This window comes from Cupriavidus sp. USMAHM13, assembly GCF_001854285.1.
GTDB classification, from domain to species: domain Bacteria; phylum Pseudomonadota; class Gammaproteobacteria; order Burkholderiales; family Burkholderiaceae; genus Cupriavidus; species Cupriavidus malaysiensis.
Map to the genome: position 1 here is coordinate 531,778 of NZ_CP017751.1, position 25,483 is coordinate 557,260.

Consider the following 25,483-nt stretch of genomic DNA (forward strand, 5'->3'; position numbering starts at 1 on the left):
TCAGGGCACTAGTGAAGCCCTGTACAAATCGTCCTTGGACAGGAAGGATATCTTTGGCGCCGCCAGTTCATGACTGCGAGTTCAGCATTCGACTTGAACACGCTTAGTGGAAGTGCAATTCAAGGGTCTACAGTAAAGCTATCCCGTGTCGAACTGGGAAAGTTCTCGAGCGCAGCCTTCACCAAGGCAGCGGGACTGCAGCGGCTTTCGGAATTCATTGCCGTGCAGGTTGCCCGGCTCTCCAGTACAACATCTCCACGAGGGATCGTCATCAGTGAGACGCTCACGGTGCGTGTTCTGGGAAAAGCCATGCGGTCGGCCGAATAGGACACATCGAGATAGTAGTGAGCCTGTTCCGGGCTTTCCACTTGGACCCACCCATGACTCACCAATATCTGCGCCGCCCGCCTTCGCCCTTCAAGTTGTCCCATCAAGGGTATCTCTGTGGGCAGCGTGCTGCTGGAATCCAATGGGACAGGCCCGGCATCCACGGGCACGTAGCTTGCCACCAGGAAGGTCGCACTTCGGAGTTCAGCAGCCTTCAGGGTGGTACTGCGGTTGACCCGAATAGGGTCCGCGCTTACGGAGCCACAAACTGTCAACGTGGCCATAAGACCTAAGAAGGTTTTACGTAACATGAGGGGATATCCGGGGAAGGAAGGCTCGGCATGTTTCGCCCGGAGTGTGATCGACTGATCAGCATGCGTCCATCGGACTAGTCCGAAAGACGATTTTCAAACAACGGCGCATGATGGCTGGTGAGCGGCCGCGTGCAGGGCGGCCTTGGGCGACCGCGCGTTCCGACCAGGGGCTATGCGGCGACTCAGCCTGCCACGTCTACTCGATCCACACCCGGTTCCGCCCCGCCTCCTTGGCCCGGTACAACGCCCGGTCCGCCACCACGAAGGCCTCGCGATACCCCCGATCGCACGGCCCGTTGCGCAAGGTGTGCGAGCCGCCGATGCTCAGCGTCACCCGCCCATACGGCGAGCCCCGATGCGCGATGGCGAAGCGCTCCACACCGGCGCGCACGCTCTCCAGCACCGCGCCCAGCGCCGGCCGCTGCGCCGCGCCCACCAGCAGCGCGAACTCCTCGCCGCCGACGCGGCCGGCCACCATCTGGTGCTTCTCGGCCTCTTCGCGCAGCAGCGCTGACACCTGCCGCAGGCAGGCGTCGCCGGCCGGATGGCCGTAGGCGTCGTTGTACTGCTTGAACCAGTCCACGTCGATCATCACCGCGCCCAGCCCCTCGCCGGCGCGCGTGTCCTGCCACTGGCGGTGGATGCGCTCCAGCGTCTGGCGGCGGTTGAAGAGCTGCGTGAGCGGATCGACGGCGGCCGCGGTGCGCAGCTTCAGGTCGTTCTCGATCATCGCGCCCAGGTGGCGCAGCGCGTCCACCTGGCGCGGCTCCAGCCGGCGCGGCTGCGGATCGAGCGCGGCCAGCGCGCCCACCACCTCGCCGTCCGGCAGGCGGATCGGCACCGCCGCATAGAAACGCGCATGCGGCGCCTCCTGCACCAGCATGCACTCCTGCACCTCGGGCCGCAGCATCGTGTCCTCCACCACGAAGACCCCGCCCGAACGGATCGCGTATTCGCACAAGGAGTTGTGGCGCGGGATCGGCCGCACCGCCAGGCCCGCCTCGCCGCGGTAGTGCTGGTGGTTGCGGTCGATCAGCGTCACCAGCGCCAGCGACGCGCCGGTCGCCACCTTGATGATCTCCGCCGCGTGGCGGAAGCACTCGCGCATCACCTGGTCGTCATGCAGCAGCCACTCGGTGACGGAAGGGGCGGGGTTGTCGCTGGCGGAATCCGAGGCATGTGCTTCAGGAGGCGCTAGGGCGAAGGAGGGCAGCATCTGGCAGCGAGGGCGGGGAGGGCGGGAGTCCGGGTGCCTAACGGCAGTGGGGGGCGAAAGTTTAGCGACGGTGGGGCCCGTGCTGGTCGGAGCGGGGAACGCGCGCGGCAGGGGGAGCGGCAGCCGCTGCGGTGCGGAGGGGAGCCGGCGTCACAGCCTTCCGGCATCGGGCTTTCGGTTGGCAGACATTTGTGAGGCACGTCATCCCTTGGATGGCCCAGGCTGTCGCCGCAGCAGTAGCCTTCCATCCGGCGGGTCTCGCCGGCCCGCTTCACCGGAGCCCGGGCCGGATGACCGGATGCCGTCGCGGCAGGCCCTACCTCACCGGATGCTGGGCCAGATACAGCAACCACGTCAGCGCCAGCATCAGCAGCAAGGACGCGCAGGCCCAAGCCAGCAGGACCCTTCCCGCGCGAGGCTTGCTGCCCGCAATGGCCAGAAGCACCCCCCAACCCAGCGGCATGGCCACGTACACGGCCAGCGAGGCGCTGGTCAACCAGGGCGGACACGACTCCCGGCACACATCGGTGCCCGCCAGGCGCTCGACAACGCCGACCACCATGTCGAAGACAAGGCCGAGCAACAGCCCGACCAGGAAAAGGAACGCCCGCAGCAAAGCCCGCAGGAGCACGCGAAGGAAAGCCCGCTTCATCATCGGATCTCGAAAAAGAGAATGGTCTTCGCCCGGCGCAGGTCGGAGTACAGCGGAATCCACGGATCCTGGATGCCCAGCGCGAAACGCAGCCCGTTCAGCAAGGAACCCGCCACGCCGTGGTTCGTCAGCCGCGAGCCGTTCCACAGATCGATATGGCCCCCACTCGCCCGCGCCGCCGACTCCCCGGTCCGCGCCCAATAGCCATCGAAGGCAACGATCCCCGTCCGGCCCCGGATGCGCGCCTGCCAGTCCCTGCCGGTGATGTCCTCCGGCCGCGCCGGCAAGCCGCAGAACGGCCGCCTGGCCAGCCACGAGCCCATCTGGTCGGCACGCACCGCGGTGAACTTGCCATCGAGCAGGATGCGCCCGAACACATTGCCCGGCTTCACCGTGACGTTGGCCGGCGTGAACGACCGCATCTCCACGCCCAGCCGATGCAAGGTCACGCTCAAGCGGATCGCGCACTGGTTGCCGAAGCCGGGTGGCACACCGCCGCTGGCGGGGTCGCGATACGGGTTGCCGGTGACGTAGCCCTGCCAGAGGTCGGCGAAGGTCACCGTTGGCGTGGAAGATGGGCAGGCGGGGGCGGCGGAAGCGAGGGTGATTGTCGGGCAGGCCAGGGCGAAGAGAGCGAGTCTGCGGAGGAGCATGGATGACATCCCGCTTGCAGTTGGTGTCGGCATGACGACGTGCGGAGTTTGTGGCCGGCGCATCTAGGCCGGCGACGCCGTTCCGCGGCGCTCGCCGTTGCCGCAGCAATCGTTCGGGCAAGCCGGCAGCAGGGAAATCTCCACACGCTTGCCGTTCGATACCGTCCCCGCAGGATAGACACCGTAGTGGGTCGCGATGGGCACCTGATTGAATCGCCACCCGGTCAACAGGCGGTGCACCGCATCGAGGCGAAGACGTGAGAGCTCGTGCGCCCTGGGCTCTGCGGAATCCGCGTAGCCGCTCATGGCAAAGACTTGCTGCGCCGGCACGTCGCGGCGCAGTTCCGCAACCCAGAGCGCAAGCCGCCTCACCTCGGTGGCCGATGGAACAACGGACCCCGCCGAGAAATAGAGATCGAAGTGCTTGCCGGGAAGGCAGGCCAGCGCGGGATTGGCGAATGAACAGGCAAGAACGAGAGGCAGGTACCAAGCGAGGATCATCGATGCAAGCCGCAGAGCGGCCATGGCGAGCCGGATGGGAAAGGCGTCCTGTGCGACAGGGCCGGCGTCCATTCTCGTCGTGGCTGCGGCCGTCGAAATGACGAAGATTCCCCGCGTCCTTGCGAATCCAGCCAATCGCTTGTTGGGCGCGTCAATGCCACAGTGGCAGTGTGTGGACCACTATGCGTACCGCCAGCTCGACCACAGGAGACCTGCATGGAGGACTTTCGAGAAGCGCCGAAGCATGGCGACGCAACGGGCAACAGCACCGTGTTCCATGCCACAGTCATCGGTGCTACGTATGACGGCGTGGTGCCCGCGCCCGTGCTGTCCTGGGATGGTGCCAATCGTGAAGCCATCCCAGACAACGGACAGCAGGGCGCACGGGGCTCACGGGCTATGACGATCTTGAAGGCGCGCTCGCCCAAGGCACTCCACGCTGCCACCGGCATCGCCATGCTGCTGGCGATGCCCGCGCTGGCCTGCAGCTTCGATATCTCCTTCAACTCCGAATTCGAACCGGGCAAGGCGCGCCTGCCCGCCGCTGAAGTCCGTCGCATGGCGGAATGGATGATCGATGAACCCAGGCAGTTCGAAAACCAGGAAGCGTTTCACATCGCGCTCCACCAGGCGCCAGGTTCAGGCATCAGCCCTGCCATGGCACACAGACGGGTGGCTCACTTGCAGGGTTTGCTGGAGAGGCTTGGTGTGCCGGCCGGCATGATCTCCAGCGAGATCGCTCCATACCGGCCGGGCAAGTCTGAGCTACCGCCAAATCTCGCCCATGTGAACTTCATGCCGGGATGTCCACATCCATGCTGTCCGGGGCCGCAGCCGATCGAGCGGTCCCGATAGCGGAGCGCGGCGGAAGAGTTCTGCCTCTTCCGCAATGTCGGAGACTATTTCGTACTGCATCGCGAACGGAAAGTTGCAGGCGACGCGGGTCGCCTGGGCCCGCAACAGGTCAAGCAAGGTTTCTCGCGCCAGCGAATTCAGGAAGACGCGCAAACAGCTTCCGACGATTCCCACGATCAGCCGAATGCCACTGACGTAAAAGGACCGCATTGTCTTTGCGACAGGAGCGCGCTGCGATGCGGAAACCCAAACCGACCAGCCGGCCTTGCGGCCATGTCCTCCACACAGATCCCCACCTCTACGTGCTCGCGCGCTACGCGCCCCGCCCGGATGAGCCGGACTACTGCAGGGCCTCATGCGAAGCCCTGGATGCCGAAAACCCGGAGCTGGGCAACGGACTGGTCTTCTACCTCTCGCCGTTCGATGCGCACCTGGACGCGGCATTCCGGTCCGGCCCAGGCGAGCCCTTCCACGTCGTCCCCGCGGTGGCCTTCGACCCGCGCGAGATGATCTGCGAGCACGGCGACAAGCTCCACTACTTCCTGCACTTCGGCTGGTGCGCCAGCGACGGCAAGCTGGTCATGCGCCGCCAAGGCAGCCTGGCGAGCGTGTACTTGCGCGAGACGCTGCAGGTGCCACCGGCCAAGCTGCACGCCATCGACCTGACGATCCGCACCGACGACCTGGCGCACCACCGCTACACGCGCGAACAAGCCGGGCTGTACGCCTACACCGAGACCTTCGGCCAGATCCTGGCGCTGGACGAGCGCAGCCGGAGGCAACAGGTGGGACGCGCCATCGAGAACATGCCGGAAAGAACGACGGCGGATGCGCTGGTCAATCAGTTGGCCATGTACGACCCCGAGGCTGCGCAGTGGCATTTCATTCCGTTTGAGGTGTTTGTGTCGAGGTTGGGGGAGGGGAGGCGGACGGCATGACGAATTTCCCAGAGTGTGAACTATCCGCTGCTCGTCGCTCATCGCTCAGCTGGAAGCTAAAGCTGAAAATCCCCAATGCATCGAAAATGCAGATAACGTGGCCGGCTATGTCATTGTCCAGACTTCACCTTGCGGTTGGTCTCCTGGCCGGGCTTCTCTCGAAGCCGGCGCTGGCTTGCAGCTTTGATATCTCGTTCAACTCCGAATTCGAACCGGGCAAGGCGCGTCTGTCCGCTTCTGAAGTCCGTCGTATGGCGGGGTGGATGATCGACGAGCCGAGAAAGTACGAGAACCAAGAGGAGTTTCACATCGCCATCTACCAGGCACCAAGCGCAGGTATCAGCCCTGCACTTGCACGTAGACGGGGGGCTCACCTACATGGGCTGCTGACGACATTTGGCGTGTCGACGAGCAAGATTTCCAGTGAGATTGCTTCATACCGGCCGGGGAAATCTGAGCTATCGCCGAATCTCGCCCATGTGAACTTCATGCCAGGGTGTCCGCATCCGTGCTGCCCTGGGATGGTACCCATCGTGAACAAGGCGCCAGTGAATTAAAGAAGATGCGCGATCAGCTTCCGACGATTCCCAAGACTAGCCGAATGCGACTGACGTAAAAGGACCGCATTGTCTTTGCGACAGGAGCGCGCTGCGATGCGGAAACCCAGACCGACCAGCCGGCCGTGCGGCCATGTCCTCCACACCGATCCCCATCTCTACGTGCTCGCGCGCTATGTGCCCCGCCCGGATGAGCCGGACTACTGCCGGGCCTCATGCGAGGCCCTGGATCCGGAAAACCCGGCACTCGGCCATGGGCTGGTCTTCCATCTGTCGCCGTTCGACGCGTACCTGGACGCAGCATTCCGGTCCCGCCCAGGCGAACCCTTCCACGTCATCCATGCGGCGTCATTCGACCCGCGCGAGCTGATCCGGGACCACGACGGAAAGCTCCACTACTTCCTGCATTGCGGCTGGTGTGCCAGCGACGGCAAGTTGATCATGCGGCGCCAGGGCAGCCTGGCAAGCGTGTACCTGCCCGAGACACTGCAGGTGCCGCCGGCCAAGCTGCACGCCATCGACCTGACGATCCGCGCCGACGACCTGGCGCACCACCGCTACACGCGCGAACAAGCCGGGCTGTACGCCTACACCGAGACCTTCGACCAGGTTCTGGCGCTGGACGAACGCAGCCGGAAGCAACAGGTGGGACGCGCCATCGCGAACATGCCGGAAAGAACGACGGTGCATGCGCAGGTCAACCAGCTGGCCATGTATGACCCGGAGGCAGCCCAGTGGCACTTCATCCCGTTTGAGGTGTTTATGTCGAGGCTGAATGAGGAGAGGAGGACGGCATGATGAATTTCCCCGAGTGTGAATGGCTCAGTCCACTACAACACTGGAGCGCCGCTCGCCCCCTTGCGGTTCATCGGCTCGATCGAAGGAGATGAAGATGGAAGATTTGCGGGAGGCATTGAGGCACGGCGATGTGACGAGCACCGGCGGGATGCTGACATCGACCGTAGTCGGGTTCAGGCATGAGGGAGTTCCCGTAGCCGCGGAGGGGGACTATGCAACTTGCCCTGCCTGCAAGGCAGGTGGTCCGGTCCAGAACGATGCGCACGTACCCTTCACGCTCCCGAATGGGCGCCGCCTCCTGGTGCGGGGCGCGCGAGTGATGTGCCAGTGTGCGGACAAGCCTGTGGTCATCCCCTCGCAGCACCACTTCGTCGTCGGGGTCGGCGGCCCCGGTCGCGTCTATCGTCCCGCTGCGCTCAATGCCCATGTTCCCATGGCCGCAGAGAAACTCTCAGGCGATGGGGCGGGCATGCTGGTGGATGATGCCGAGCGGATCTGTCCGAACATGAGCAATGGAGACTTCATCAGCATGGTCCTTCGGCTTCGAGACACAGCGGTGGCATGCTGCGTGAAGCGTTTGGAAGAACTGCATCGCTGGGAACACGGGGACAGAGCGCGCGTCATGCACTGGTTCGGCGTGGCTGACGAAACGATCCGCCATCACCTGCTCGATGGAATTCCGCGCATTGAGCGCATCCTGCGGGAGTTGACGGGAGACAACTTCGTTCGGTACTCGGATGAGAGGATGGAGTACATCGGCTGTACGCCGAAGACGCGGAACAATCCTAGGGTTGCCGCTGCCGTGTGCGCGCCGGATACCGGAACGCACACGATTGCCATTGCGCTGAACTTCTGTGCCCTATCGCCCTACGCAGACAGTGTCGATTCGCAGTTGCTTACACTCGTGCACGAAGTCTCTCACTTCCATGACGCCATGGCGACGACGGACCACTTCTATCGACTGTACGCCGCTCGAAGAGAAGCCAAGGAGGCGAATCCCCAGTGTCTTGAGAACGCAGATAACGTGGCCGGCTATGTCATTGTCTAGTCTTCGCATCGCTCTCGGAGTCGTCGTGACGATGCTTGCGAATTCCGCGCTGGCGTGCAGCTTCGTCATTGCATTCAATACACAATTCGAGACCAGCGCGAGCCGCCTGCCGGCCTCTGAAGTGCGCAGGCTTGCAGAGTGGTTGATCGACGAGCCGGGCAGGTACGAGAACCAAAAGGAGTTCCACATCTTCCTGTATGCCGCACCTGGCTTGGGCGTCAGTCGAGCCCTAGCACACCGGCGGGCATCCCATTTGCAACATTGGCTGACCACGCTCCGCGTGCCGGAGAGCAAGATCTCCGTGGAGGTCGGCCGCTATCGGCCAGGGGTAACGTATGAGCCCTTGAACTTCGCGCAAGTGGACTTCATGCCGGGCTGCCCGCATCCGTGCTGCCCTGGAATGGTGCCCATCGTGAAGTAGCCCCAGGGCAACGGACAGCAGGCACGCGGAGGCCCAAGCATGATGAAGATTGCGAAAGCGCGGTTGCCGAAGGCACCCCGCGCTGCCTCCGGCGTCGCCTTGCTGCTGGTGCCGCCGGCCGAGTTGCACGCCATCGACCTGAAGATTCGCGCCGACGACCTGACGCACCATCGCTAGGGAGACCGAGATGCTGAAAGCCATTGCCGTGCTGTTCCTCGGGCTTTCCTGTAACGCCTACGCGTGCAAGCTCCCCTATATCGAGTATGAGCCGGTGTTCGAAGTCGGGAAAAGTGTTCTATCTGGAAGCGAAGTGAAGCGTATGGCCCTCTGGCACAGCGATACACGTCGAGCCTTCCCCGCAGGCTTTCGCGTAGACATCGTGGTGTGGCAGAACAGCTACGCCGGCATTTCGCCGTCACTTGCACAGGATCGGTCCGAGCATCTGAGAACCCTGCTACGGAATCTCGGCGTACAGCAAGACGACATCGTAGAGGCGGAGATTCGAAGAAACACCATGCGGCTTAGCAAGCCCGGGGCTGACGCGCTCTTCAACCGTGCCGAATTACACTTGTCTCCCCGCTGTCCGCATGCGTGCTGCGACCTGGGCGATCTCAGGTAGAGGACATCGTCCTATACACAAGCCACGATGCGTCAATTTCTCGTCTTCTTAATTCTTGCGGGTTCCTTGAATGCTCACGCTTGCAAGCCTCCGTACATAGAATATGAATCGTTCTTCGAGGCCGGATCGGGATCCCTATCCAGCGAGGAGATACGGCGCATGCTGGATTGGCGCGACAAGACGCGCCAGGCCTTCCCGGTCGGATTCGAGGTCTTGATCGAGGTGTGGGAAAACCCCAATGCAGGCATCTCCCCATCGCTCGTCTCACGTCGCGTGGCGTTCCTGCGCGGCTTGCTTGAGAACCTGGGCGTGGCGCGCCAGGATATCGGCCCGGAAGATGTGTATCAGAGCAGAGAGAAGATCCTCGTCATGGAGCACGAGCGATTCCTCAACACTGCATCGTTGATTCTCAAGCCACGCTGCCCGCATCTTTGCTGCGACCCAGGAGACCTTCGCTAGGTGCGGTCGGATGACGCGGTGACGGCCTCCCTGCCTGCCAACACGGTTTTGAAATCCTCTATCGAAAGCCACGTCTTTCTCACCTGCATCGCGCGATGCAATAGTCTGTGGCACGTTGCACAGAGCAGCGCCAAATTGCCGACTCGCGTCGCAGTCCCCTGTGGGCCCGCTTGCTGAAGAGGGATGGTGTGGTGGGCTTCGAAGCCCGCGTCGCTCAGCAAGTCGTCAGCAGTTTTCGGCCCATCACCGCACGCATCACAAGTCAGGGAGCCATTCGATTTCCGCCTCGCTCGCAGCAAGAGGGGACGAAGTCCCTTCTCCCGCTCGCGCCGCTTGTGCACCAAGGTCAGCAGCCGCCCCTCTGCGAACTCTTCCTCCTCATCGTCCGACGCACCGGGAGGCTGCGCCGTAGCGGATTCACTTCGGATCAGCGCTGCCAAGCGCGTCACAACGTCAGGCGTCTGTCCGAAACTGGCCCAGACCTCTCGGTCAACTGCCGAAACATTGGCCAAGCCCCGTCCAGTAGCCACCTGCCGAAGGTTCTGGAGCTTGAAGGCAACGCCCTCTGGATTGCGAAAGGACGCTTGCCGGATCCCAGGGGGATGGACGGGAAGATTTCGCAACTCTTCGGATAAGGCAACGACGCGAGGATCGCGCGGGCCGGGCATGGATCCCTCGGCTTTGAAATAGAGTTCCAACGCGAGGATAGTTTCGTCGCGTGTCCATGGCGGGTTGCCATGCCCCTTGGTGACTGCCATGAGATTTTCCCGATATTGTCAGCGTATTTATGGCTGAGTAATAACGGTTGCTGGCGGCGGTTGTGAACCCTTCTTCGGTTGGGCGGTGAAGGCCACCCGTGCATGAGCCTTATGGCACGGCTTGGCAGTACTCGAGTTACCGCTCCGAAGTGAGCAAGAGCGTAACGACTCCTGTGCTACTCGCCAGTTCAGCCTGTTATGGGTTCCCCGACATTTGATCGCACATTCGCCCAGTCCAGGCTACGGCACACCCAGCACACAGAGCTGCTCTGGACATTGATCAGATGTGCCAAGTTTATCTTAAAGCTAGCGCGGAACTGACTTATCTCTCGCTTTTCCCTCGTTGATTCAGATTGCCCTCCTGTCGCCTTGTCATGGGAAATCGGACTACCAAAATACCTGGAGACCCGAGGTTGCGGTTGGGGCTGAGTGCACGGCTGGAGGCAGCCTTCTCAACGTGGTTGATGGCATCATTGGATCAGAATCCTAGCGAATCGAGTTGAGAATGCTATGTAAGTGTAGCACTTGGTGCTATATAATTAGGGTCCATTCGAAGGCTCGTTTGGCGGAAGTGCGTCTATTGCTAGGTGCAATGCAACTTGTCCGCTCCTTCGGCGAGCACCGTTATCCTCTGAAAGCGAACTTTGATGGAAATTGTGATCGAGAGGAACGGCACGTGCGTTGTGTCCGCGCTACGTTGAGGTCTGGGTTGAGAGGGGCGCGGATATGAAGGGTGTAGCGTAGAGGAGCTTCGGTGATCGGAAGCGCATCGCAAGTTTTATAGGTAATGAAGGCAGTCTAAAATACGCAAGGGAAAGATTTTGGCTTCCGATGCCGTTCAAGACTTGAAATTCGCTGGGGTGACGCGAATCACGTTGCGTGAGTTTGGTGATCTCTGTTTGCAGCCGGTGGAGCCGCTGGATCCTGAGCAGATCAAAGGGATCCGCGAAGCATCACATGTAAGTCAGGCAGTCTTTGCTCGTTTGCTTAACACCAGTGTGTCTACAGTACAGAAGTGGGAGATTGGAAAGAAGCGACCGGCAGGTACCGCTCTTAAGCTTTTGCACTTGGTGCGAAAGCGAGGATTGGAGATCGTTGCATGATCGGATTCGATCGCATGTTTGTCTCGTTGAGCTTTAGCTGTCGATCAAAAAATCCAATAGTCGAGCACCAAAAGCGTCCGAAGGTAAGAATTGGGTCGGAATCTAAATGTGAAACCGCCAACCATAAATGAAGTAAATTTGCATGCAACAAAATACGGTAAGAAATATCGCTGAAGAACCTGATGGGCGGCCTATAAGCCCTTTTCTTGGGCGGCCACCTTTAAGTATGGCTTATGCTACGCATTGGGGAAGGATGCTGCATGGGAGATCTGATGATCTGCTTTCGGATGGATCGCTGTCGCGCTTTGAGGGGCGTGTCAATCTTATCTTTACATCACCCCCATTTCCTTTAAATCGAAAAAAGCGATATGGCAATGAGACTGGCGATAGCTATATTCAGTGGCTTTCGGCATTCGGTCCTTTGTTTAAAAAAATGTTGGCGCCAGACGGCTCCATCGTAATTGAGATGGGGAATTCTTGGGAGCCGGGGATGCCGGTGATGTCTACGCTGGCCTTGCGTGCACTTTTGGAGTTCCAGTCGAAGAATGAGCTATATCTTTGTCAGGAGTTCATCTGGCAGAATCCAGCAAAGCTTCCTTCGCCAGCTCAGTGGGTTAATGTTGAGAGAATACGTGTCAAGGATAGCTTTACTAAGCTGTGGTGGATGTCGCCCAGTCGAACGCCAAAAGCGAACAATCAGCGAGTCCTCCAAGAATATAGCAAGGCTATGAAGGATCTCCTGAAGAAGGGGGCTTACAACTCGGGGAAAAGACCATCGGAGCACGCAATTAGCGAGACGGCCTTCTTGCGGGATAATGGTGGTGCAATTCCATCTAATGTTCTGACGTACGCTAATACTCACAGTTCTGACCCCTATCAAACTTATTGCCGTGAGCATAATCTTCAGCCACACCCCGCTCGCATGCCTGGTGATTTGGCAAAGTTCTTCATAAAATTCCTTACTGAGCCGGGGGATATCGTTCTCGATCCATTTGGTGGGAGCAATACAAGCGGTGCGGCGGCTGAAGACCTTGAGCGGTTCTGGATAAGCATTGAGGCATCGGAAGATTACATCAAGGGATCGCGAGGGCGTTTCGGGGATCGTCTAACGCAAGATGTTTTCTCGCGATAAGTGAGAATGGTTGTAAGCTAATAAATTTTTAATCGAGGGGAAGGGTAATGGTGCAAGACTTCGAGGCGGAATTGACCGTTGGTCCTAAGGCGATCGATGCATATAGTCGTTTAAGTTATACGATGTGGTTTGCGCTGGCAGAGTTTGTCGATAATTCGACGCAGTCGCGTCTTAACTACGGTAGTCTGATTGATGACGTTCTTAAGGCTGATGGTCAACCACTCACGGTGTCCATCGTCCACAATCGCCAAACCAAGGAAATCACGATCGAAGATAACTCGATTGGGATGACTAAGGACGATCTAGTCGCTGCGTTGCGCATTGCCCACCCTACAGCAGATAGCAAGGGGCGATCTAAGTATGGTATGGGCATGAAGACCGCCGCTTGCTGGATTGGTGGTAAGTGGACTGTAACCACTTGTGAATGGGACAGTGGCGAGGAGTGGACAGCTACCGTTGATGTGGACGCGATTGCCAACCATAATGCAAAAGTCCCATTGACCATGAAGACGGTCGACAAAGGGGCGCATTACACGCGAATTACTATAAGTGGATTGAGGCGTGTGATTCAAAAGCGATCGGAAGAGACTATCAAGACCTATCTTGGGTCGATGTACATGTTTGATTTACGACCAGATGACGAAGGGCAGGTCGCGCTGAAATTAACCTACAACGGTGAGGAGGTGACTCCCCCGCAAGAGAGTGATTGGGACACTGATCCATCTGGCATTGTCATGAAGAGGGATCTTCCTGAGCTAACGATTGAGGGAAAAACTGTTAAGGGCTGGATCGGAGTCCTGCGTAAAGGTGGGCGAAAGTTTGGTGGATTTTCCCTTTTTCAGAACCGGCGGCAAATTCAGGGTTTCCCCAACGCGTGGAAACCCAAAGCTATCTTTGGTGGCGTTGATGATGAGGGTGCAAACAACTTGGTCGCTCAGAGGCTGACAGGAGTGTTGCAACTCGACGGTTTTATGGTCTCGCACACCAAGGATGCAATTCTCTTCGAAGGCGACGAAGAGGATGTCCTTGAGCAGTTTCTTGTGAAGGAAACAAAAGCCTATGCGGATTATGCCAAGAGCCGTCGCGGGCCAGGAAGAGGTCAGAAGTGGTCCAAGGAGCAAGTTCGCGATCTTGTCAGGAGCATGAAGGATGAATTCACAAGCACGGAAATTAAGGACGCACTGAATAATGCCGCACTTCCACCAGCCGAGACTCTCTCCGCGAACAACCAGCAGCAGCTAAAATCACTGGTTGCTGAGGATGAGGTCGGTCGCCTTGAAATTCTGCCGGATTTACTTGTAATCATCTCGCAGAAGGAGACGAGCGAATGGGAGCCCCATGTCACTTTTGTGCCAGGTGCTGAGGCCGGTGTTATCCATGTGATCATAAATGGCCTACATCCGTACTACCAGACGCTTGAGGCGAAGGATTCGATTAGCGAGTGTGTGCAGCAGTATATTTTCGATGCGGTTGCCGAATTTAAGGCTAGCAAACTTGTATCTCGTGTGAATCCCGATAGTGTCCGTCGCTTGAAAAATGACCTGCTCCGCGCCAGAGCGACTCAACTTGATAACGCTGATGCAGAGGTGAGGGAGCAGGCCGAGTACGATCTATTTGGCCCCAATGTAAAGTAGAAGTAGATCTCTGATCGAGGCTAGGAGAGTGGATTGCCTAAGTTGACTCCAAGAGGCTGGCAGGTTGAGGCGCTCAATGAGTGGGAGCGCGCCAATCATCGAGGTATCGTAAGTGTAGTTACTGGTGGTGGGAAAACAGTTTTTGCTTTGGCTTGTATTGATCGAATTCGGCCGAAAGCTACACTTATTGTGGTGCCTACGGCAGCATTGTTGGAGCAATGGTGGGAGGAGGCGGCTAATTATTTTGATCTCGATCTTGATGAGATAAATGTGATTACAAGTACTCTGAGGTTTCGATTGGGGGCTATTAATATTGCTGTGCTTAATACGGCGGCAAAGCTCGCGGGGCGAATGGGGGAGCACAGTTGTTTCTTGATCGTTGATGAATGTCACAAGGCTGCTTCAGAGTATTTTCGTGCAGCCTTGAGTGTGAAGAGTTTTGCTTCACTTGGCTTGTCGGCGACCCCCGAGCGTCCGTATGATGATGGGCTGCACGATGTACTTATTCCAGCGCTTGGTTCGGTCATATTTAGCTACGGCTACGCAGATGCATTGCATGACGGTGTAATTGTGCCATTCCAACTCAAAAATATCGTTTTTGAATTGGAAGAGGAGCGACAGGCTGAGTACGAAAAACTGTCGAAAGCCATTGCAAGATCGATTAGCAGGTACGGTGCGGAGGCCGACGAGACAGTTGCATTATTTTTGAGGCGTGCGCGTGTTCTTAACCTTAGTCTGAACCGTATTCGCTTGGCGCTGAAGTTAGTTGCTGCAAACCGTGGTAAGCGTGCTCTGGTTTTTCATGAAGATATCGAGGCTTGTGATCTTATCCATGCTGTTTTGACGGAGAATGGGGTTAAGAGCGGGGTCTATCACTCAAAGATGCCGCTGCGTGCCAAGGCAGCCATGCTTGGGCAATACCGGAAGGGTGAAATCGACGTGCTTGTTACATGCCGAGCCTTGGATGAGGGCTTCAATGTCCCAGAGACGGAGGTCGGCATTATCGCAGCGAGTACCGCGACGCAACGCCAGCGAATTCAGCGCCTGGGACGCGTAGTACGCCCCGCTCAGGGGAAAAAAAATGCGTCGATATATACGCTCGTGGCCACAGGGCCGGAAATCGACAGGCTCAAAGAAGAGGAGGAGCGTCTAGATGGCGTCGCGACAGTCACATGGAGCCGGGCATGAGGAGACTCTTGACTGGAGAGTGCCATAAGGACAATATTTTCGAGCTTGTCGATCCAACACAATTCGTGGAGATTGATTTTGAGGCGGAAGTTGTCAAGGCGCTTGCGTGCCTCCTGCCCGACTACTTATGCGGCGTATTCGCTGGTACGTTCGTTCTGGAGGGGGAGCGCAGGGTTGCCGATCTCGCACTTATTCATAAAAGCCTCTCTCATTGGTTCGTCGTCGAGGTTGAGTTGGCCGGCCATTCGCTCGAGCACCACGTTCTCCCACAGGTCCGATGTTTCAGATATGGCGAGCCTGAGGCTTCATGTGTTACTAGCTTGACGCGTGCTTTCGAGGAAATTAACCGAGAGCGTGCAGAGTCATTGCTGCGATATGTACCACGCTATGTAGCTGTTGTTGGAAATCTGCATAACTCTGTTTGGGAAACTGCCCTGCATGCGGTCGATGTGCAGTATTTGACTATTTCCATCTATCGAGATCGAAGCGGTCGTACCGCGCATGAACTAGAGGGGCGGCTCAACGTCAGGGCCGAAAGCCTGGGCTTTGCTCGCTACTCGGCTATTGATAATAGTCTCCGCATACCGAAGGGGTGTGGGCTTCCCACAGGAAATATCCAAATTGTCGATCAGTTTGGAAACTGCGGAGATTGGACTGTTCGCGAGACCGCTGGTGTTCTTTGGGTAAGCAAGGACCGAGGACCGGCTCTGATTGATCACGAGAGCTATGTGCAACTCATCCGAAGTTTCGAAGGGCGTATTTCAATCCGGCCATCTAACACATAGCAATGATGCGCGTAGATTAAGCCTATTGTGAATTAGGTTTTTCCACTTCCTCAAGAGGCTCGTAGATCGCTCCGATCTCTGCAGCCTAGAGGGAAAAGGGCTGGTGGGTAAGTTCCCTTCTGCTCGGATGCGCTTACTCAATATCTACGCGTCGCTTCTAGGAGCGACGCCAGCCATCTATTGGTCGCCCTCTTCCTTGACTTTCTCCAAATCCCGAGCAATCCGATCCCGAGTGGGCGAGGTATGTCCATGCACCTCATCCGTCTTCCCGGTGACCAGCCAGTAAGCATACTGAGGCCAAATCACCCCAATCGCTTCAACCATGTCCTGCGTCACCCGCTGCTGGTTCCGGCAGGTGTTCTTCCAGTTGTCCGCCTTCACGCCGGTCAGCTCTTCCATGCGCTTGTAGCGCCGGTTCCCGCCAGCAACGAAATCTATCAGCTCGACAACACGATCGCGCATTTCAATTGGGCTATATTAGCCTTGCAAGGTAAATTTAGCCTCGTTCGCCGCCAGAGGTATGTGCCTCAGGTGGCGTGACGCGGGAGCGCGCACATTGTCCGAGCGGCGATGGGTGCTTCCGTGCGTCTCGAGGTACCGCAGCAAGCCCAGGGAGGCCGAGCCATCTGGCAACGGTATGGCCCGCGCTCAGTCTCGGAAAAGCTGGCGCGGGCTCGGGATTCTATTGGGCCTGATCAGCCGCATTATGGACTATGCGGGTGGGGCTGCTGCGTCTCTGCGGATTGCGTGAGCCAGTCCTTGCAAAGGGCGTGAGGGCGCATGCATTTCGAAAACCCTTGGATGAAGGAGTCGCCTATGACCGCCCGTCAACGCCGTCTACGCCTTGCCGCCAATCCTCACGAGGCCACACCTATCGCCCAGCGCCTGCTGTCGGATGACACTTCCATGCTCGATAGCGACGATTCTCACCGCGACACCATCCTCCAATCCTGCGACGAACTCCTGCGCGTCAGCGCCGGCCTGGACGCTTTGCTGACCTTGCTGGAACTGCAGGCAGGCGAGAGCTTCGACAGCAACGGCCTCCACGCCTTGCTCCTGCCGCTGAAGTTGCAGATGGACGAGGCGGTAGACCGCGTCCAGTCCCTGTACTGAGCCTGCAAGCAAGCGAACGAACGCGCGGGCGCCGGCCTACATCGAGCCGTCGCCCCCACCCCCCTGCCGCCCCCGCCGACTCCCCCCAGCCCGCCGATCCGCCAACGGCAACCCACCCCGCTCCGCCATCCCCGCCGCCCGCTGTTCCAGCTTCCCCAGGATCGCTTCCAACTGCGCCACTTCCGCAGCCTCCAGCGCCCCAAGCAGTTCAAGATTGACCGCCTGCGTCACCGGAAAGACTTCCCGGTACAGCGCCAGTCCTGCGTCGGTGAGTGCCAGCGAGACATGGCGCGCATCGCCCGCGCGGGTGGTGCGGCTGACCAGTTTTTTCTGCACCAGCTCGGATACGGTGCGCGAGGCGCGCGGGCGGTCCAGGTGGGCCAGCGTGGCCAGGGCGGATAGCGTGGGGGCGGGGCCGCTGGCGTGGGCGCCTAGCAGGGCCAGCAGCCGCCATTCGCGGCGCGTGATGCCGAAGCGGCCTTCGCATTGGCGGATGACGATGCCGCCGGCGCCGGCCAGCACGGCGCTGAGGCGGTAGAGGAGCAGGTCTTCGATCGACTGGGGCTGGGTCAGGCGCGTGCGGTCCGGCATGGTGGGGTGGGGCGGGTGGCGGGTAGCCAGTGGCCTTTGGCATGGGTCGCTGGCCACTGGCCACTGGTTAACACGGGGGATGGTTGTTTTGAACAACTGATTGTGCGCAACGTACATTGCCCTGACAACCCGGGTTGTCGGCAGGCTGGCGCGGTGGCGCTGGCTGCCTGGCCCAGGGTGCCCACCAGCCGGTGGAGGAGGGATGTCGTGGCGGCGCGCGGGTTCCGCTGGCCGTCTGTGCGCGGTCGGTGGCCTCGTGTGTGGCGATGGGGGCTGTGCATCGCGGATGCGTGGGCCCTGCGCGGGGCGCGCATCGTCATCGCCATCGCTTTCCAACCGGCGCTTAGAGGAGTTGGAGACATGTCTGTTTGCCGTTCCCTGCCCCCTGGCCCACATGACGGGCTGCGTTCCTGCTGGCGTTCCCGATGGCCTGCCGCGTCGCTGTGCCAGCCGTCGTCGCTGGCGCAGCCCGCGGGCCGTCCGCGTCGCGCTGTGCTGCGCCGCTTGCTGGGCGCGTTGTCGTGGTTGCCGGCGCTGCCTTTGCTGTCGATGGGCCTGCCTGGTGCTGTTGCCGTGGCGTACGCGCAGGACCTGTATCCCAGCAAGCCAGTCCGCTTCGTCAACAACTTCCCGCCGGGCGGGCCGTCGGACATCCTGGCGCGTTCGGTGGCGCAGGTGCTGCAGGGCGAGCTGAAGCAGCCGTTCGTGGTGGAGAACAAGCCCGGCGCAGCCGGCAACCTGGGGGCGGGCGCGGTGGCGCGCAGTCCGGCGGATGGTTATACGGTGCTGTTCGGCATCGATACCACTTTCACGGTGAATCCGCACATCTACCGCAGCATGCCGTTCCAGCCGGGGGAGATGAAGCCCTTGATGATCCTGGCCACCTCGGGCCTGCTGGTGGGGGTGAATCCGGCCACGGGCATCGGCAGCATGGCCGACCTGCTGGCGCGCGCCAAGGCGAAGACGTTGAACTTCAGTTCGGCGGGCAGCGGCAGCCCGGGGCATATCGCGGTGGAGTCGTTCCGCCGTGCCACGGGGGCCACTTTGAACAACGTGCCGTACAAGGGCAGTTCGCCGGCGGCCACGGCGGTGGTGGCGGGCGAGGTGGATGGCGGCATGCTGGCCACGCCGGCGCTGCTGCCTTTCGTGAAGGCGGGGCGGGTGAAGGCGCTGGCGGTGACGGGCGCGCAGCGCTCGACCTTGCTGCCGGAGGTGCCGACGGTGACGGAGCTGGGCTTCAAGGCGCTGGAGCATGAGGTGCTGTACGTGGCGATGGTGCCGGCGGCCACGCCGGAGCCGGTGCAGCGCGTGCTGGAGCGCGCCATGGCGGATGCGCTGGCGCGGCCGGAGGTGCGCGCGCGGCTGGCGGCGCTGGATATGCGTCCGGATGGCGCGGTGGGCGCGGCGGCGGCGCAGCGCATGGCGACGCTGTCGGAGCGCTACCGGCAACTGATTGCCGCCGCCGGCATTCGTGCGGATTGAGGGGCGCGGATTGAGCGGCGCAGATTGAGTGTCGAGGGCTGAGCGTCGCCCGGCCGCGGCCGCCACGCGCATGACTTTCTGAACGCCGGCGCGCGTGTCCGTCGCGCCGCGCCGGTTATCGAGTGAACGATGAAACCCAACCTGATCTACATCGTGGCCGACGATCTCGGCTATGCCGACCTGGGCTGCTACGGCGGCCGCGTGCCCGTCTCGCCGGTGCTCGACAGCCTGGCCACCAACGGCCTGCTGCTGACGCAGGGCTATGCCAATTCGCCGGTGTGCTCGCCCACCCGCTTCGCGCTGATGACGGCGCGCTACCAGTACCGCCTGCGCGGCGCGGCGGAGGAGCCCATCAGCAGCAAACGCATCGGCCAGCCGCAGGGTTTGCCGCCCTCGCATCCGACGTTGCCGTCGCTGTTGCGCGATGCGGGCTACCGCACCGCGCTGATCGGCAAGTGGCACCTGGGCTTCGCGCCGGACTTCGGCCCGCTCTTGTCCGGCTACGACGAGTTCTTCGGGCCGATGGCCGGCGGTGTGGACTACTTCACCCATTGCGATTCCACCGGCCGCCATGACCTGTGGCACAACGACGCGCCACACCAGGAGCCCGGCTACCTGACCGACCTGCTGTCGCGCCGCGCGGTGGACTACGTGGAGCGCATGGCGGCGCAGGACGCGCCCTTCTTCCTCAGCCTGCACTACACCGCGCCGCACTGGCCGTGGGAGACGCGCGACGACGCCGCGCTGGCGCCGCAGGTGAAGGACAACCTGTTCCACCTCGACGGCGGCAATATCCACACCTACCGCCGCATGATCCACCACATGGACGAAGGCATCGGCTGGCTGGTGGAGGCGCTGCGCCGGCTCGGCCGGCTCGACAACACGCTGATCGTCTTCACCAGCGACAACGGCGGCGAGCGCTTCTCCGACAACTGGCCGCTGGTGGGCGGCAAGATGGACCTGACCGAAGGCGGCATCCGCGTGCCCTGGATCGCCCACTGGCCGGCGGTGATCGCGCCGGGCGGCAGCAGCGCCCAGCCATGCATGACCATGGACTGGTCCGCGACGATGCTCGACGCCGCCGGCGTGGCGCCGCATCCCGAGTACCCGCTCGACGGCATCTCGCTGCTGCCGCTGCTGCGCGACGCCGGCCACCGCTTCCCGCGCCCGCTCTACTGGCGCATGAAGCACCGTGACCAGCGCGCCCTGCGCGACGGCGACTGGAAGTACCTGCAGGTGGACGGCCACGACTACCTGTTCGACCTCAGCCAGGACGAACGCGAACGCGCCAACCGCGCCGCGCGCGAGCCCGGGCGGCTGGCGGCGATGCGCGAGGCGTGGCTGGCGTGGAATGCGCAGATGCCGGCGATACCGGAGGAGGCGCTGGTAAGCCTGGGGTATTCGGCGAAGGATATGCCGCAGCGCTGAGGGGGCGGCTTTCCACGGCTGCTTTCCACGGCTGCCTTCGACGGCGGCCTTCCATGGCCGCTCTCCACGGCAGCCTTCCGGGGCGGCGCTCGGCCGCCCGCGCCTTCCATCTCGTTCCATCTCCTTCCATCGCCCGCTGAGCCGACCGCTCACCCGACCGCTCACCCGACCGCTCAGCCACCCCCCAGCGCATACACCTCGCGCGCGGCCTCGCGCAGGGCCTGCGCCATCTGCTGCGTGGCCGGCGAGGGCAGGCGGTCGGTGCGCAGGATCAGGCCGAAGTCGTCCATGCGGCAGGGCATGGGCAGCGGCAGGATGGCCACCATGCCGTGCTCGGCGTAGTAGTGCGCCACGTCGGCGGCCAGCACGGCCAGCATGTCGCTCTGCGCCAGCATGCGCGTCAGGAACAGCAGGGCGGCGGTTTCCACCACATTGGCCGGCGGCGACAGGCTGTCGCGCTGGAACATCAGGTCGAAGCGGTGGCGCAGCACACTGCCGGCGGGCGGCACGATCCAGGTGGCGTGCTGCAGGTCGGCCAGGGTCAGCCCCGGCGTGTCCAGCAGCGGGTGGCCGGGCCGCGTGACGGCGCAGGCCGGTTCGTCGGCCAGGGGCTCGTAGCTGAGGTGGAGCTTGTCGTGCTCGGCGAACAGGCGGCCGACCACCAGGTCGAGCTTGTCCTGGGCCAGGCGCTCCAGCAGCACGTTGCTGTTCTCGATCTCCAATGACACGCGCAGGCCCGGGTGGGCCTGCTTGAGCCGCGCCACCGCCGGCGGCAGCAGCTTGACGGCGGGCGAGGTGATGGTGCCCACCGCGACCTGGCCCAGGTGGCCGGCCCGCAGCGCCTGCACTTCTTCCTGCGCCTGGTCGAGGCTGCCCACCACCGCGCGCGCGTGGCGGATCATCGCTTCGCCGTAGAGGGTGGGGCGCATGCCGCGCGGCAGCCGCTCGAACAGCGGCACCTGCAGCATGTCTTCCAGTTCGCGCAGCAGCTTGGAGGCGGCCGGCTGCGTCATGTTGAGGGCGGCCGCGGCGCGGTGGATGTTGCTCTCTTCGGCCAGGGCCACCAGCAGCAGCAACTGGCGGGTCTTCAGGCGGGTGCGGATGAACCAGGGGCTGGTGGCGCCGCCCGGCGTGCGCGCGGGGGAGGGCGATGGGGAGGGCGCCGGGGAGGGCAAGGATGATGGTTCAGGGTTTACGCTGATATTCATCTGTGTATCGATCCGTCCGAAACTTTCATTAGAAGGTTATCAGGTTGGCTCGTACACTGCGCCCTGTCCGATCCCACACCACAACAGATAGAACCACGGAGACAAGCCGCCCCCCAGGGCGCGGCCGCGCGCCAGGCCAGCCGCCGGCGCCAGGCGGCCGCCGCCGCGCCGGGCGACGACCTCTCCCCGCTTTTGCCTTGCCATGCCGTCGCGCGGTGCCACCTGGCGCGCCGTGCCCCGGGGCCATCCGTCTCCAGACACCCCAGACCTTCCCTGCCATCGCTTACCCGTCATGCCGGAATCGAAACCCAAGTCCAAGCTGCGCTCCGCCCAATGGTTCGGCACCGCCGACAAGAACGGCTTCATGTACCGAAGCTGGATGAAGAACCAGGGCATTCCCGACCACGAGTTCGACGGGCGCCCCATCATCGGCATCTGCAACACGTGGTCCGAACTGACGCCCTGCAACGCGCATTTCCGCAAGATCGCCGAGCACGTCAAGCGCGGCATCTACGAGGCCGGCGGTTTCCCGGTGGAGTTCCCGGTGTTCTCCAACGGCGAGTCCAACCTGCGCCCCACCGCCATGCTGACGCGCAACCTTGCGGCGATGGACGTGGAGGAGGCCATCCGCGGCAATCCGATCGATGCGGTGGTGCTGCTGTGCGGCTGCGACAAGACCACGCCGGCGCTGCTGATGGGCGCGGCCAGCTGCGACGTGCCGGCCATCGTGGTGAGCGGCGGGCCCATGCTGAACGGCAAGCTGGACGGCAAGGACATCGGCTCGGGCACGGCGGTGTGGCAGCTGCATGAATCGCTCAAGGCCGGCGAGATCAATGTGCACCAGTTCCTCTCGGCCGAGGCGGGCATGTCGCGCTCGGCGGGTACCTGCAACACCATGGGCACGGCCTCCACCATGGCCTGCATGGCCGAGGCGCTGGGCGTGACGCTGCCGCATAACGCCGCCATTCCGGCGGTGGACGCGCGCCGCTACGTGCTGGCGCATATGTCCGGCATCCGCATCGTGGAGATGGCCAGGGAAGGGCTGTCGCTGTCGCGCATCCTGACGCGCGCCGCCTTCGAGAACGCCATCCGCGCCAACGCGGCCATCGGCGGCTCCACCAATGCGGTGATCCACCTGAAGGCCATCGCCGGGCGCATCGGCGTGCCGCTGGAGCTGGAGGACTGGACCCGCATCGGCCGCGACACGCCGACCATCGTCGACCTGATGCCCTCGGGCCGCTTCCTGATGGAGGAGTTCTACTACGCCGGCGGCCTGCCGGCGGTGCTGCGCCGGCTCGGCGAGCGCGGGCTGCTGCCGCATCCGGACGCGCTCACGGTCAACGGCCGGTCGCTGTGGGACAACGTCAAGGAGGCGCCCAACACCAATGACGAGGTGATCCGGCCGCTGGACCGGCCGTTGATCGCCGACGGCGGCATCCGCGTGCTGCGCGGCAACCTGGCGCCGCGCGGCGCCGTGCTCAAGCCCTCGGCGGCAACGCCGGAGCTGCTTAAGCACCGCGGGCGCGCGGTGGTGTTCGAGAACCTGGAGCACTACAAGGAGCGCATCGTCGACGAGTCGCTCGAGGTCGATGCCAGCTCGGTGCTGGTGATGAAGAACTGCGGCCCAAAGGGCTACCCCGGCATGGCCGAGGTGGGCAATATGGGTTTGCCGCCCAAGCTGCTGCGCCAGGGCGTGAAGGACATGGTGCGCATCTCGGATGCGCGCATGAGCGGCACCGCCTACGGCACCGTGGTGCTGCACGTGGCGCCGGAGGCCGCCGCCGGCGGACCGCTGGCGGCGGTGCGCGACGGCGACTGGATCGAGCTGGACTGCGACGCCGGCACGCTGCACCTGGATATCGACGCGGCCGAGCTGGCGCGCCGCATGGCCGAGCTGGCGCCGCCGCGCGGGCATGGCGATGGCGGTTACCAGCGTCTCTACGTCGACCACGTGCTGCAGGCCGACGAGGGCTGCGACCTGGATTTCCTGGTGGGCTGCCGCGGCGCGGCCGTGCCCCGTCATTCGCACTGAGGGGGCCTTCATGCAGAACGGGAACGGAAACGAGATGGCCCTGCGCGGCGAACTGCTGATCGGCGGCGGCGCGCGCCGCGGCGCCGGACCGGTCTTCCAGGCGCTCGATGCCGCCAGTGGCGAGCCCATCGCGGCACCGCGCTTCGGCAGCGCGCTGGCGGCCGACGTGGACGAGGCCTGCCGCCTCGCCGCGCAGGCGGACGACGGCTTCCGCGCACTGGCGGCCGAGCCGCGCGCGCGCCTGCTGGAGGACATCGCCACGCGCATCGAAGGACTGGGCGACGCCCTGATCGAGCGCGCGATGCAGGAAAGCGGCCTGCCGCGCGGCCGCCTGGAGGGCGAGCGCGCACGCACCGCCGGCCAGTTGCGCCTGTTCGCGGCGCTGGTGCGCAGCGGCGACGCGTGCGACGTGCGCATCGAGCCGGCGCTGCCGCAGCGGCAGCCACCGCGCACCGCGCTGCGTTTCTGGCGCGTGGGCATCGGCCCGGTGGCGGTGTTCGGCGCCAGCAATTTCCCGCTGGCCTTCTCGGTGGCGGGCGGCGACACCGCCGCCGCGCTGGCGGCCGGCTGCCCGGTGGTGGTCAAGGCCCACCCGGCGCATCCCGGCACCTCCGAGCTGGTCGGGCGCGCGGTGCAGGCGGCGGTGGCCGCGGCCGGACTGCCGCCCGGCGTGTTCTCGCTGTTGTTCGATGCCGGCCATGAGGCGGGCGCGGCGCTGGTGGCGCATCCGGCCATCCAGGCGGTGGGTTTCACCGGTTCGCGTGCCGGCGGGCTGGCGCTGATGCGCATCGCGGCGGCGCGCGCGGTGCCGATTCCGGTCTACGCAGAGATGAGCAGCGTCAATCCCAATCTCCTGCTGCCGGCCGCGCTGGCGGAGCGCGGCGAAGCGCTGGCCGCCGAACTGGTGGCCTCGGTGACGCTGGGCTGCGGCCAGTTCTGTACCAATCCCGGCCTGGTGCTGGGCCTGGCCGGCGCCGCCTTTGAGCGCTTCGCCGACACGGCGGCGCAGGCGCTGTCCGCGGTGCCTGCCGGCGTGATGCTGACGCCGGGCATCGCGCGCGCCTATGCCGCGGGCTGCGAGCGGCTGGCCGGCCACCGGGCGGTGCGCACGCTGGCGCGCGGCGCCGCGGCGCCCGGGCGCGCGCAGGCCGCCCTGTTCCGCGTGCGCGCCGCCGACCTGCTGGCCGATGCCAGCCTGGCCGACGAGGTGTTCGGCCCCTGCAGCGTGCTGGTCGAGTGCGCCGATATGGCGGAGCTGCAGCGTGTGCTGGCCGGGCTGGAGGGCCAGCTCACCGCGACCCTGCACCTGGACGAGGCCGACCACGCCGACGCGCGCCGGTTGCTGCCGCTGCTGGAGCGCAAGGCCGGCCGGGTGCTGGCCAACGGCTTTCCGACCGGCGTCGAGGTGTGCGACGCCATGGTCCACGGCGGTCCTTTCCCGGCCACCTCCGACGGGCGCAGCACCTCGGTGGGCACGGCCGCCATCGAGCGTTTCCTGCGTCCGGTCTGCTACCAGAACCTGCCCGAGGCGCTGCTGCCGGAGGCGCTGCGCGACGGCAATCCGCTCGGGCTGCGCCGTCGCGTGGCCGGCCGCGCGGAGAGCGGCGCCGGCTGAAGGCTGTCCGCGCCGTGCTGCGGGGAGAAGGCGCGTGGCCGCGCGTCTTCGCCCGA

Annotated in this window: 28 protein-coding genes; 19 read left to right on the forward strand and 9 right to left on the reverse strand. The window is 62.9% G+C overall.

Going from position 1 to position 25,483, the window contains the following annotated elements:
* Positions 1-119 precede the first annotated feature (119 nt).
* The 5 genes from BKK81_RS35080 to BKK81_RS02380 all read right to left on the reverse strand — a co-directional run bounded on the left by BKK81_RS35080 (position 120) and on the right by BKK81_RS02380 (position 3,735).
* Positions 120-638, reverse strand: coding sequence for a hypothetical protein (locus tag BKK81_RS35080; RefSeq protein ID WP_156811090.1), 519 nt, complete (start codon positions 636-638; stop codon positions 120-122).
* A 199-nt stretch (positions 639-837) separates the two neighbouring features.
* Positions 838-1,857 (reverse strand): sensor domain-containing diguanylate cyclase, encoded by a 1,020-nt coding sequence (locus tag BKK81_RS02365; protein ID WP_083383886.1) that lies wholly within the window; start codon positions 1,855-1,857, stop codon positions 838-840.
* 316 nt (positions 1,858-2,173) lie between these two features.
* Positions 2,174-2,512 carry a hypothetical protein gene (locus BKK81_RS02370; RefSeq protein WP_071010594.1) on the reverse strand — a complete coding sequence of 113 codons (339 nt, stop codon included), beginning with the start codon at positions 2,510-2,512 and terminating at the stop codon, positions 2,174-2,176.
* The gene (locus tag BKK81_RS02375) at positions 2,509-3,162 is read right to left on the reverse strand and encodes a type VI secretion system amidase effector protein Tae4 (RefSeq protein ID WP_156811335.1); all 654 of its coding nucleotides are present in this window, start codon (positions 3,160-3,162) and stop codon (positions 2,509-2,511) included. The genes BKK81_RS02370 and BKK81_RS02375 overlap by 4 nt, the downstream gene beginning before the upstream one ends.
* 63 nt (positions 3,163-3,225) lie before the next feature.
* On the reverse strand, positions 3,226-3,735 hold the full coding sequence (locus tag BKK81_RS02380; protein ID WP_083383887.1) for a hypothetical protein: 510 nt from the start codon (positions 3,733-3,735) through the stop codon (positions 3,226-3,228).
* Positions 3,736-3,879: 144 nt separating this feature from the next.
* Here BKK81_RS02380 and BKK81_RS02385 point away from each other — a divergent pair, with 144 nt between their 5' ends.
* The 9 genes from BKK81_RS02385 (at position 3,880) to BKK81_RS02410 (ending at position 9,358) form a co-directional block, all read left to right on the forward strand.
* The gene (locus BKK81_RS02385; protein WP_071010596.1) at positions 3,880-4,518 is read left to right on the forward strand and encodes a hypothetical protein; all 639 of its coding nucleotides are present in this window, start codon (positions 3,880-3,882) and stop codon (positions 4,516-4,518) included.
* Between the two features lie 236 nt (positions 4,519-4,754).
* Positions 4,755-5,456: a hypothetical protein gene (locus BKK81_RS02390; RefSeq protein ID WP_071010597.1), complete on the forward strand. Its 702-nt coding sequence runs from the start codon at positions 4,755-4,757 to the stop codon at positions 5,454-5,456.
* Positions 5,453-6,013: a hypothetical protein gene (locus tag BKK81_RS35085; RefSeq protein WP_156811093.1), complete on the forward strand. Its 561-nt coding sequence runs from the start codon at positions 5,453-5,455 to the stop codon at positions 6,011-6,013. The genes BKK81_RS02390 and BKK81_RS35085 overlap by 4 nt, the downstream gene beginning before the upstream one ends.
* 96 nt (positions 6,014-6,109) lie before the next feature.
* Positions 6,110-6,811 carry a hypothetical protein gene (locus BKK81_RS02395; RefSeq protein WP_071010598.1) on the forward strand — a complete coding sequence of 234 codons (702 nt, stop codon included), beginning with the start codon at positions 6,110-6,112 and terminating at the stop codon, positions 6,809-6,811.
* 94 nt (positions 6,812-6,905) lie between these two features.
* Positions 6,906-7,859 (forward strand): M35 family metallo-endopeptidase, encoded by a 954-nt coding sequence (locus tag BKK81_RS34010; protein ID WP_197523945.1) that lies wholly within the window; start codon positions 6,906-6,908, stop codon positions 7,857-7,859.
* A gap of 25 nt (positions 7,860-7,884) precedes the next feature.
* Entirely contained in the window at positions 7,885-8,280 is a 396-nt protein-coding gene (locus BKK81_RS02405) for a hypothetical protein (protein WP_071010599.1), read from the forward strand.
* A gap of 39 nt (positions 8,281-8,319) precedes the next feature.
* The gene (locus tag BKK81_RS35090; protein ID WP_156811095.1) at positions 8,320-8,457 is read left to right on the forward strand and encodes a hypothetical protein; all 138 of its coding nucleotides are present in this window, start codon (positions 8,320-8,322) and stop codon (positions 8,455-8,457) included.
* Between the two features lie 10 nt (positions 8,458-8,467).
* A complete protein-coding gene (locus BKK81_RS35095) occupies positions 8,468-8,899 on the forward strand; it encodes a hypothetical protein (protein ID WP_156811097.1) in 432 nt (143 codons plus the stop codon).
* Between the two features lie 159 nt (positions 8,900-9,058).
* On the forward strand, positions 9,059-9,358 hold the full coding sequence (locus tag BKK81_RS02410) for a hypothetical protein (protein ID WP_071010600.1): 300 nt from the start codon (positions 9,059-9,061) through the stop codon (positions 9,356-9,358).
* On the opposite strand, the gene BKK81_RS02415 is transcribed toward BKK81_RS02410, so the two are convergent.
* Positions 9,355-10,116, reverse strand: a complete 762-nt coding sequence (locus tag BKK81_RS02415; protein WP_071010601.1) for an HNH endonuclease — start codon at positions 10,114-10,116, stop codon at positions 9,355-9,357. The two genes, BKK81_RS02410 and BKK81_RS02415, sit on opposite strands and share 4 nt — an antisense overlap.
* Before the next feature lie 908 nt (positions 10,117-11,024).
* On the opposite strand from BKK81_RS02415, the gene BKK81_RS34015 reads away from it, so the two are divergent.
* The 5 genes from BKK81_RS34015 (at position 11,025) to BKK81_RS35100 (ending at position 15,958) form a co-directional block, all read left to right on the forward strand.
* Entirely contained in the window at positions 11,025-11,219 is a 195-nt protein-coding gene (locus tag BKK81_RS34015; RefSeq protein ID WP_335582872.1) for a helix-turn-helix domain-containing protein, read from the forward strand.
* Positions 11,220-11,361: 142 nt separating this feature from the next.
* Positions 11,362-12,351, forward strand: a complete 990-nt coding sequence (locus tag BKK81_RS02420) for a DNA-methyltransferase (RefSeq protein WP_083383890.1) — start codon at positions 11,362-11,364, stop codon at positions 12,349-12,351.
* A gap of 47 nt (positions 12,352-12,398) precedes the next feature.
* Complete coding sequence (locus BKK81_RS34020; RefSeq protein WP_083383891.1) at positions 12,399-13,985, forward strand: ATP-binding protein; 1,587 nt, start codon at positions 12,399-12,401, stop codon at positions 13,983-13,985.
* A gap of 33 nt (positions 13,986-14,018) precedes the next feature.
* The gene (locus tag BKK81_RS34025; protein ID WP_083383892.1) at positions 14,019-15,173 is read left to right on the forward strand and encodes a DEAD/DEAH box helicase; all 1,155 of its coding nucleotides are present in this window, start codon (positions 14,019-14,021) and stop codon (positions 15,171-15,173) included.
* On the forward strand, positions 15,170-15,958 hold the full coding sequence (locus BKK81_RS35100; RefSeq protein WP_156811099.1) for a hypothetical protein: 789 nt from the start codon (positions 15,170-15,172) through the stop codon (positions 15,956-15,958). Before BKK81_RS34025 ends, BKK81_RS35100 begins: the two co-directional genes overlap by 4 nt.
* Positions 15,959-16,135: 177 nt before the next feature.
* Here the strand turns inward: BKK81_RS35100 and BKK81_RS02425 are convergent, their stop codons facing one another.
* Entirely contained in the window at positions 16,136-16,357 is a 222-nt protein-coding gene (locus tag BKK81_RS02425) for a hypothetical protein (RefSeq protein WP_197523946.1), read from the reverse strand.
* Between the two features lie 417 nt (positions 16,358-16,774).
* Here BKK81_RS02425 and BKK81_RS02430 point away from each other — a divergent pair, with 417 nt between their 5' ends.
* On the forward strand, positions 16,775-17,071 hold the full coding sequence (locus BKK81_RS02430; protein WP_083383893.1) for a DUF1484 family protein: 297 nt from the start codon (positions 16,775-16,777) through the stop codon (positions 17,069-17,071).
* A gap of 36 nt (positions 17,072-17,107) precedes the next feature.
* Here BKK81_RS02430 and BKK81_RS36730 read toward each other — a convergent pair whose 3' ends face one another.
* Positions 17,108-17,662 (reverse strand): MarR family winged helix-turn-helix transcriptional regulator, encoded by a 555-nt coding sequence (locus BKK81_RS36730; RefSeq protein WP_071010604.1) that lies wholly within the window; start codon positions 17,660-17,662, stop codon positions 17,108-17,110.
* Between the two features lie 492 nt (positions 17,663-18,154).
* Here BKK81_RS36730 and BKK81_RS02440 point away from each other — a divergent pair, with 492 nt between their 5' ends.
* Positions 18,155-19,144 (forward strand): Bug family tripartite tricarboxylate transporter substrate binding protein, encoded by a 990-nt coding sequence (locus BKK81_RS02440; RefSeq protein WP_231907965.1) that lies wholly within the window; start codon positions 18,155-18,157, stop codon positions 19,142-19,144.
* 129 nt (positions 19,145-19,273) lie between these two features.
* On the forward strand, positions 19,274-20,572 hold the full coding sequence (locus tag BKK81_RS02445) for a sulfatase family protein (protein WP_071010605.1): 1,299 nt from the start codon (positions 19,274-19,276) through the stop codon (positions 20,570-20,572).
* 173 nt (positions 20,573-20,745) lie between these two features.
* Here BKK81_RS02445 and BKK81_RS02450 read toward each other — a convergent pair whose 3' ends face one another.
* Positions 20,746-21,780 carry a LysR family transcriptional regulator gene (locus BKK81_RS02450; RefSeq protein ID WP_083383895.1) on the reverse strand — a complete coding sequence of 345 codons (1,035 nt, stop codon included), beginning with the start codon at positions 21,778-21,780 and terminating at the stop codon, positions 20,746-20,748.
* A 292-nt stretch (positions 21,781-22,072) separates the two neighbouring features.
* Here BKK81_RS02450 and BKK81_RS02455 point away from each other — a divergent pair, with 292 nt between their 5' ends.
* Together BKK81_RS02455 and BKK81_RS02460 are read left to right on the forward strand one after the other, a co-directional pair.
* Complete coding sequence (locus BKK81_RS02455; protein WP_071010607.1) at positions 22,073-23,812, forward strand: IlvD/Edd family dehydratase; 1,740 nt, start codon at positions 22,073-22,075, stop codon at positions 23,810-23,812.
* A gap of 34 nt (positions 23,813-23,846) precedes the next feature.
* A complete protein-coding gene (locus tag BKK81_RS02460; protein WP_071010608.1) occupies positions 23,847-25,427 on the forward strand; it encodes an aldehyde dehydrogenase (NADP(+)) in 1,581 nt (526 codons plus the stop codon).
* Positions 25,428-25,483 lie beyond the last annotated feature (56 nt).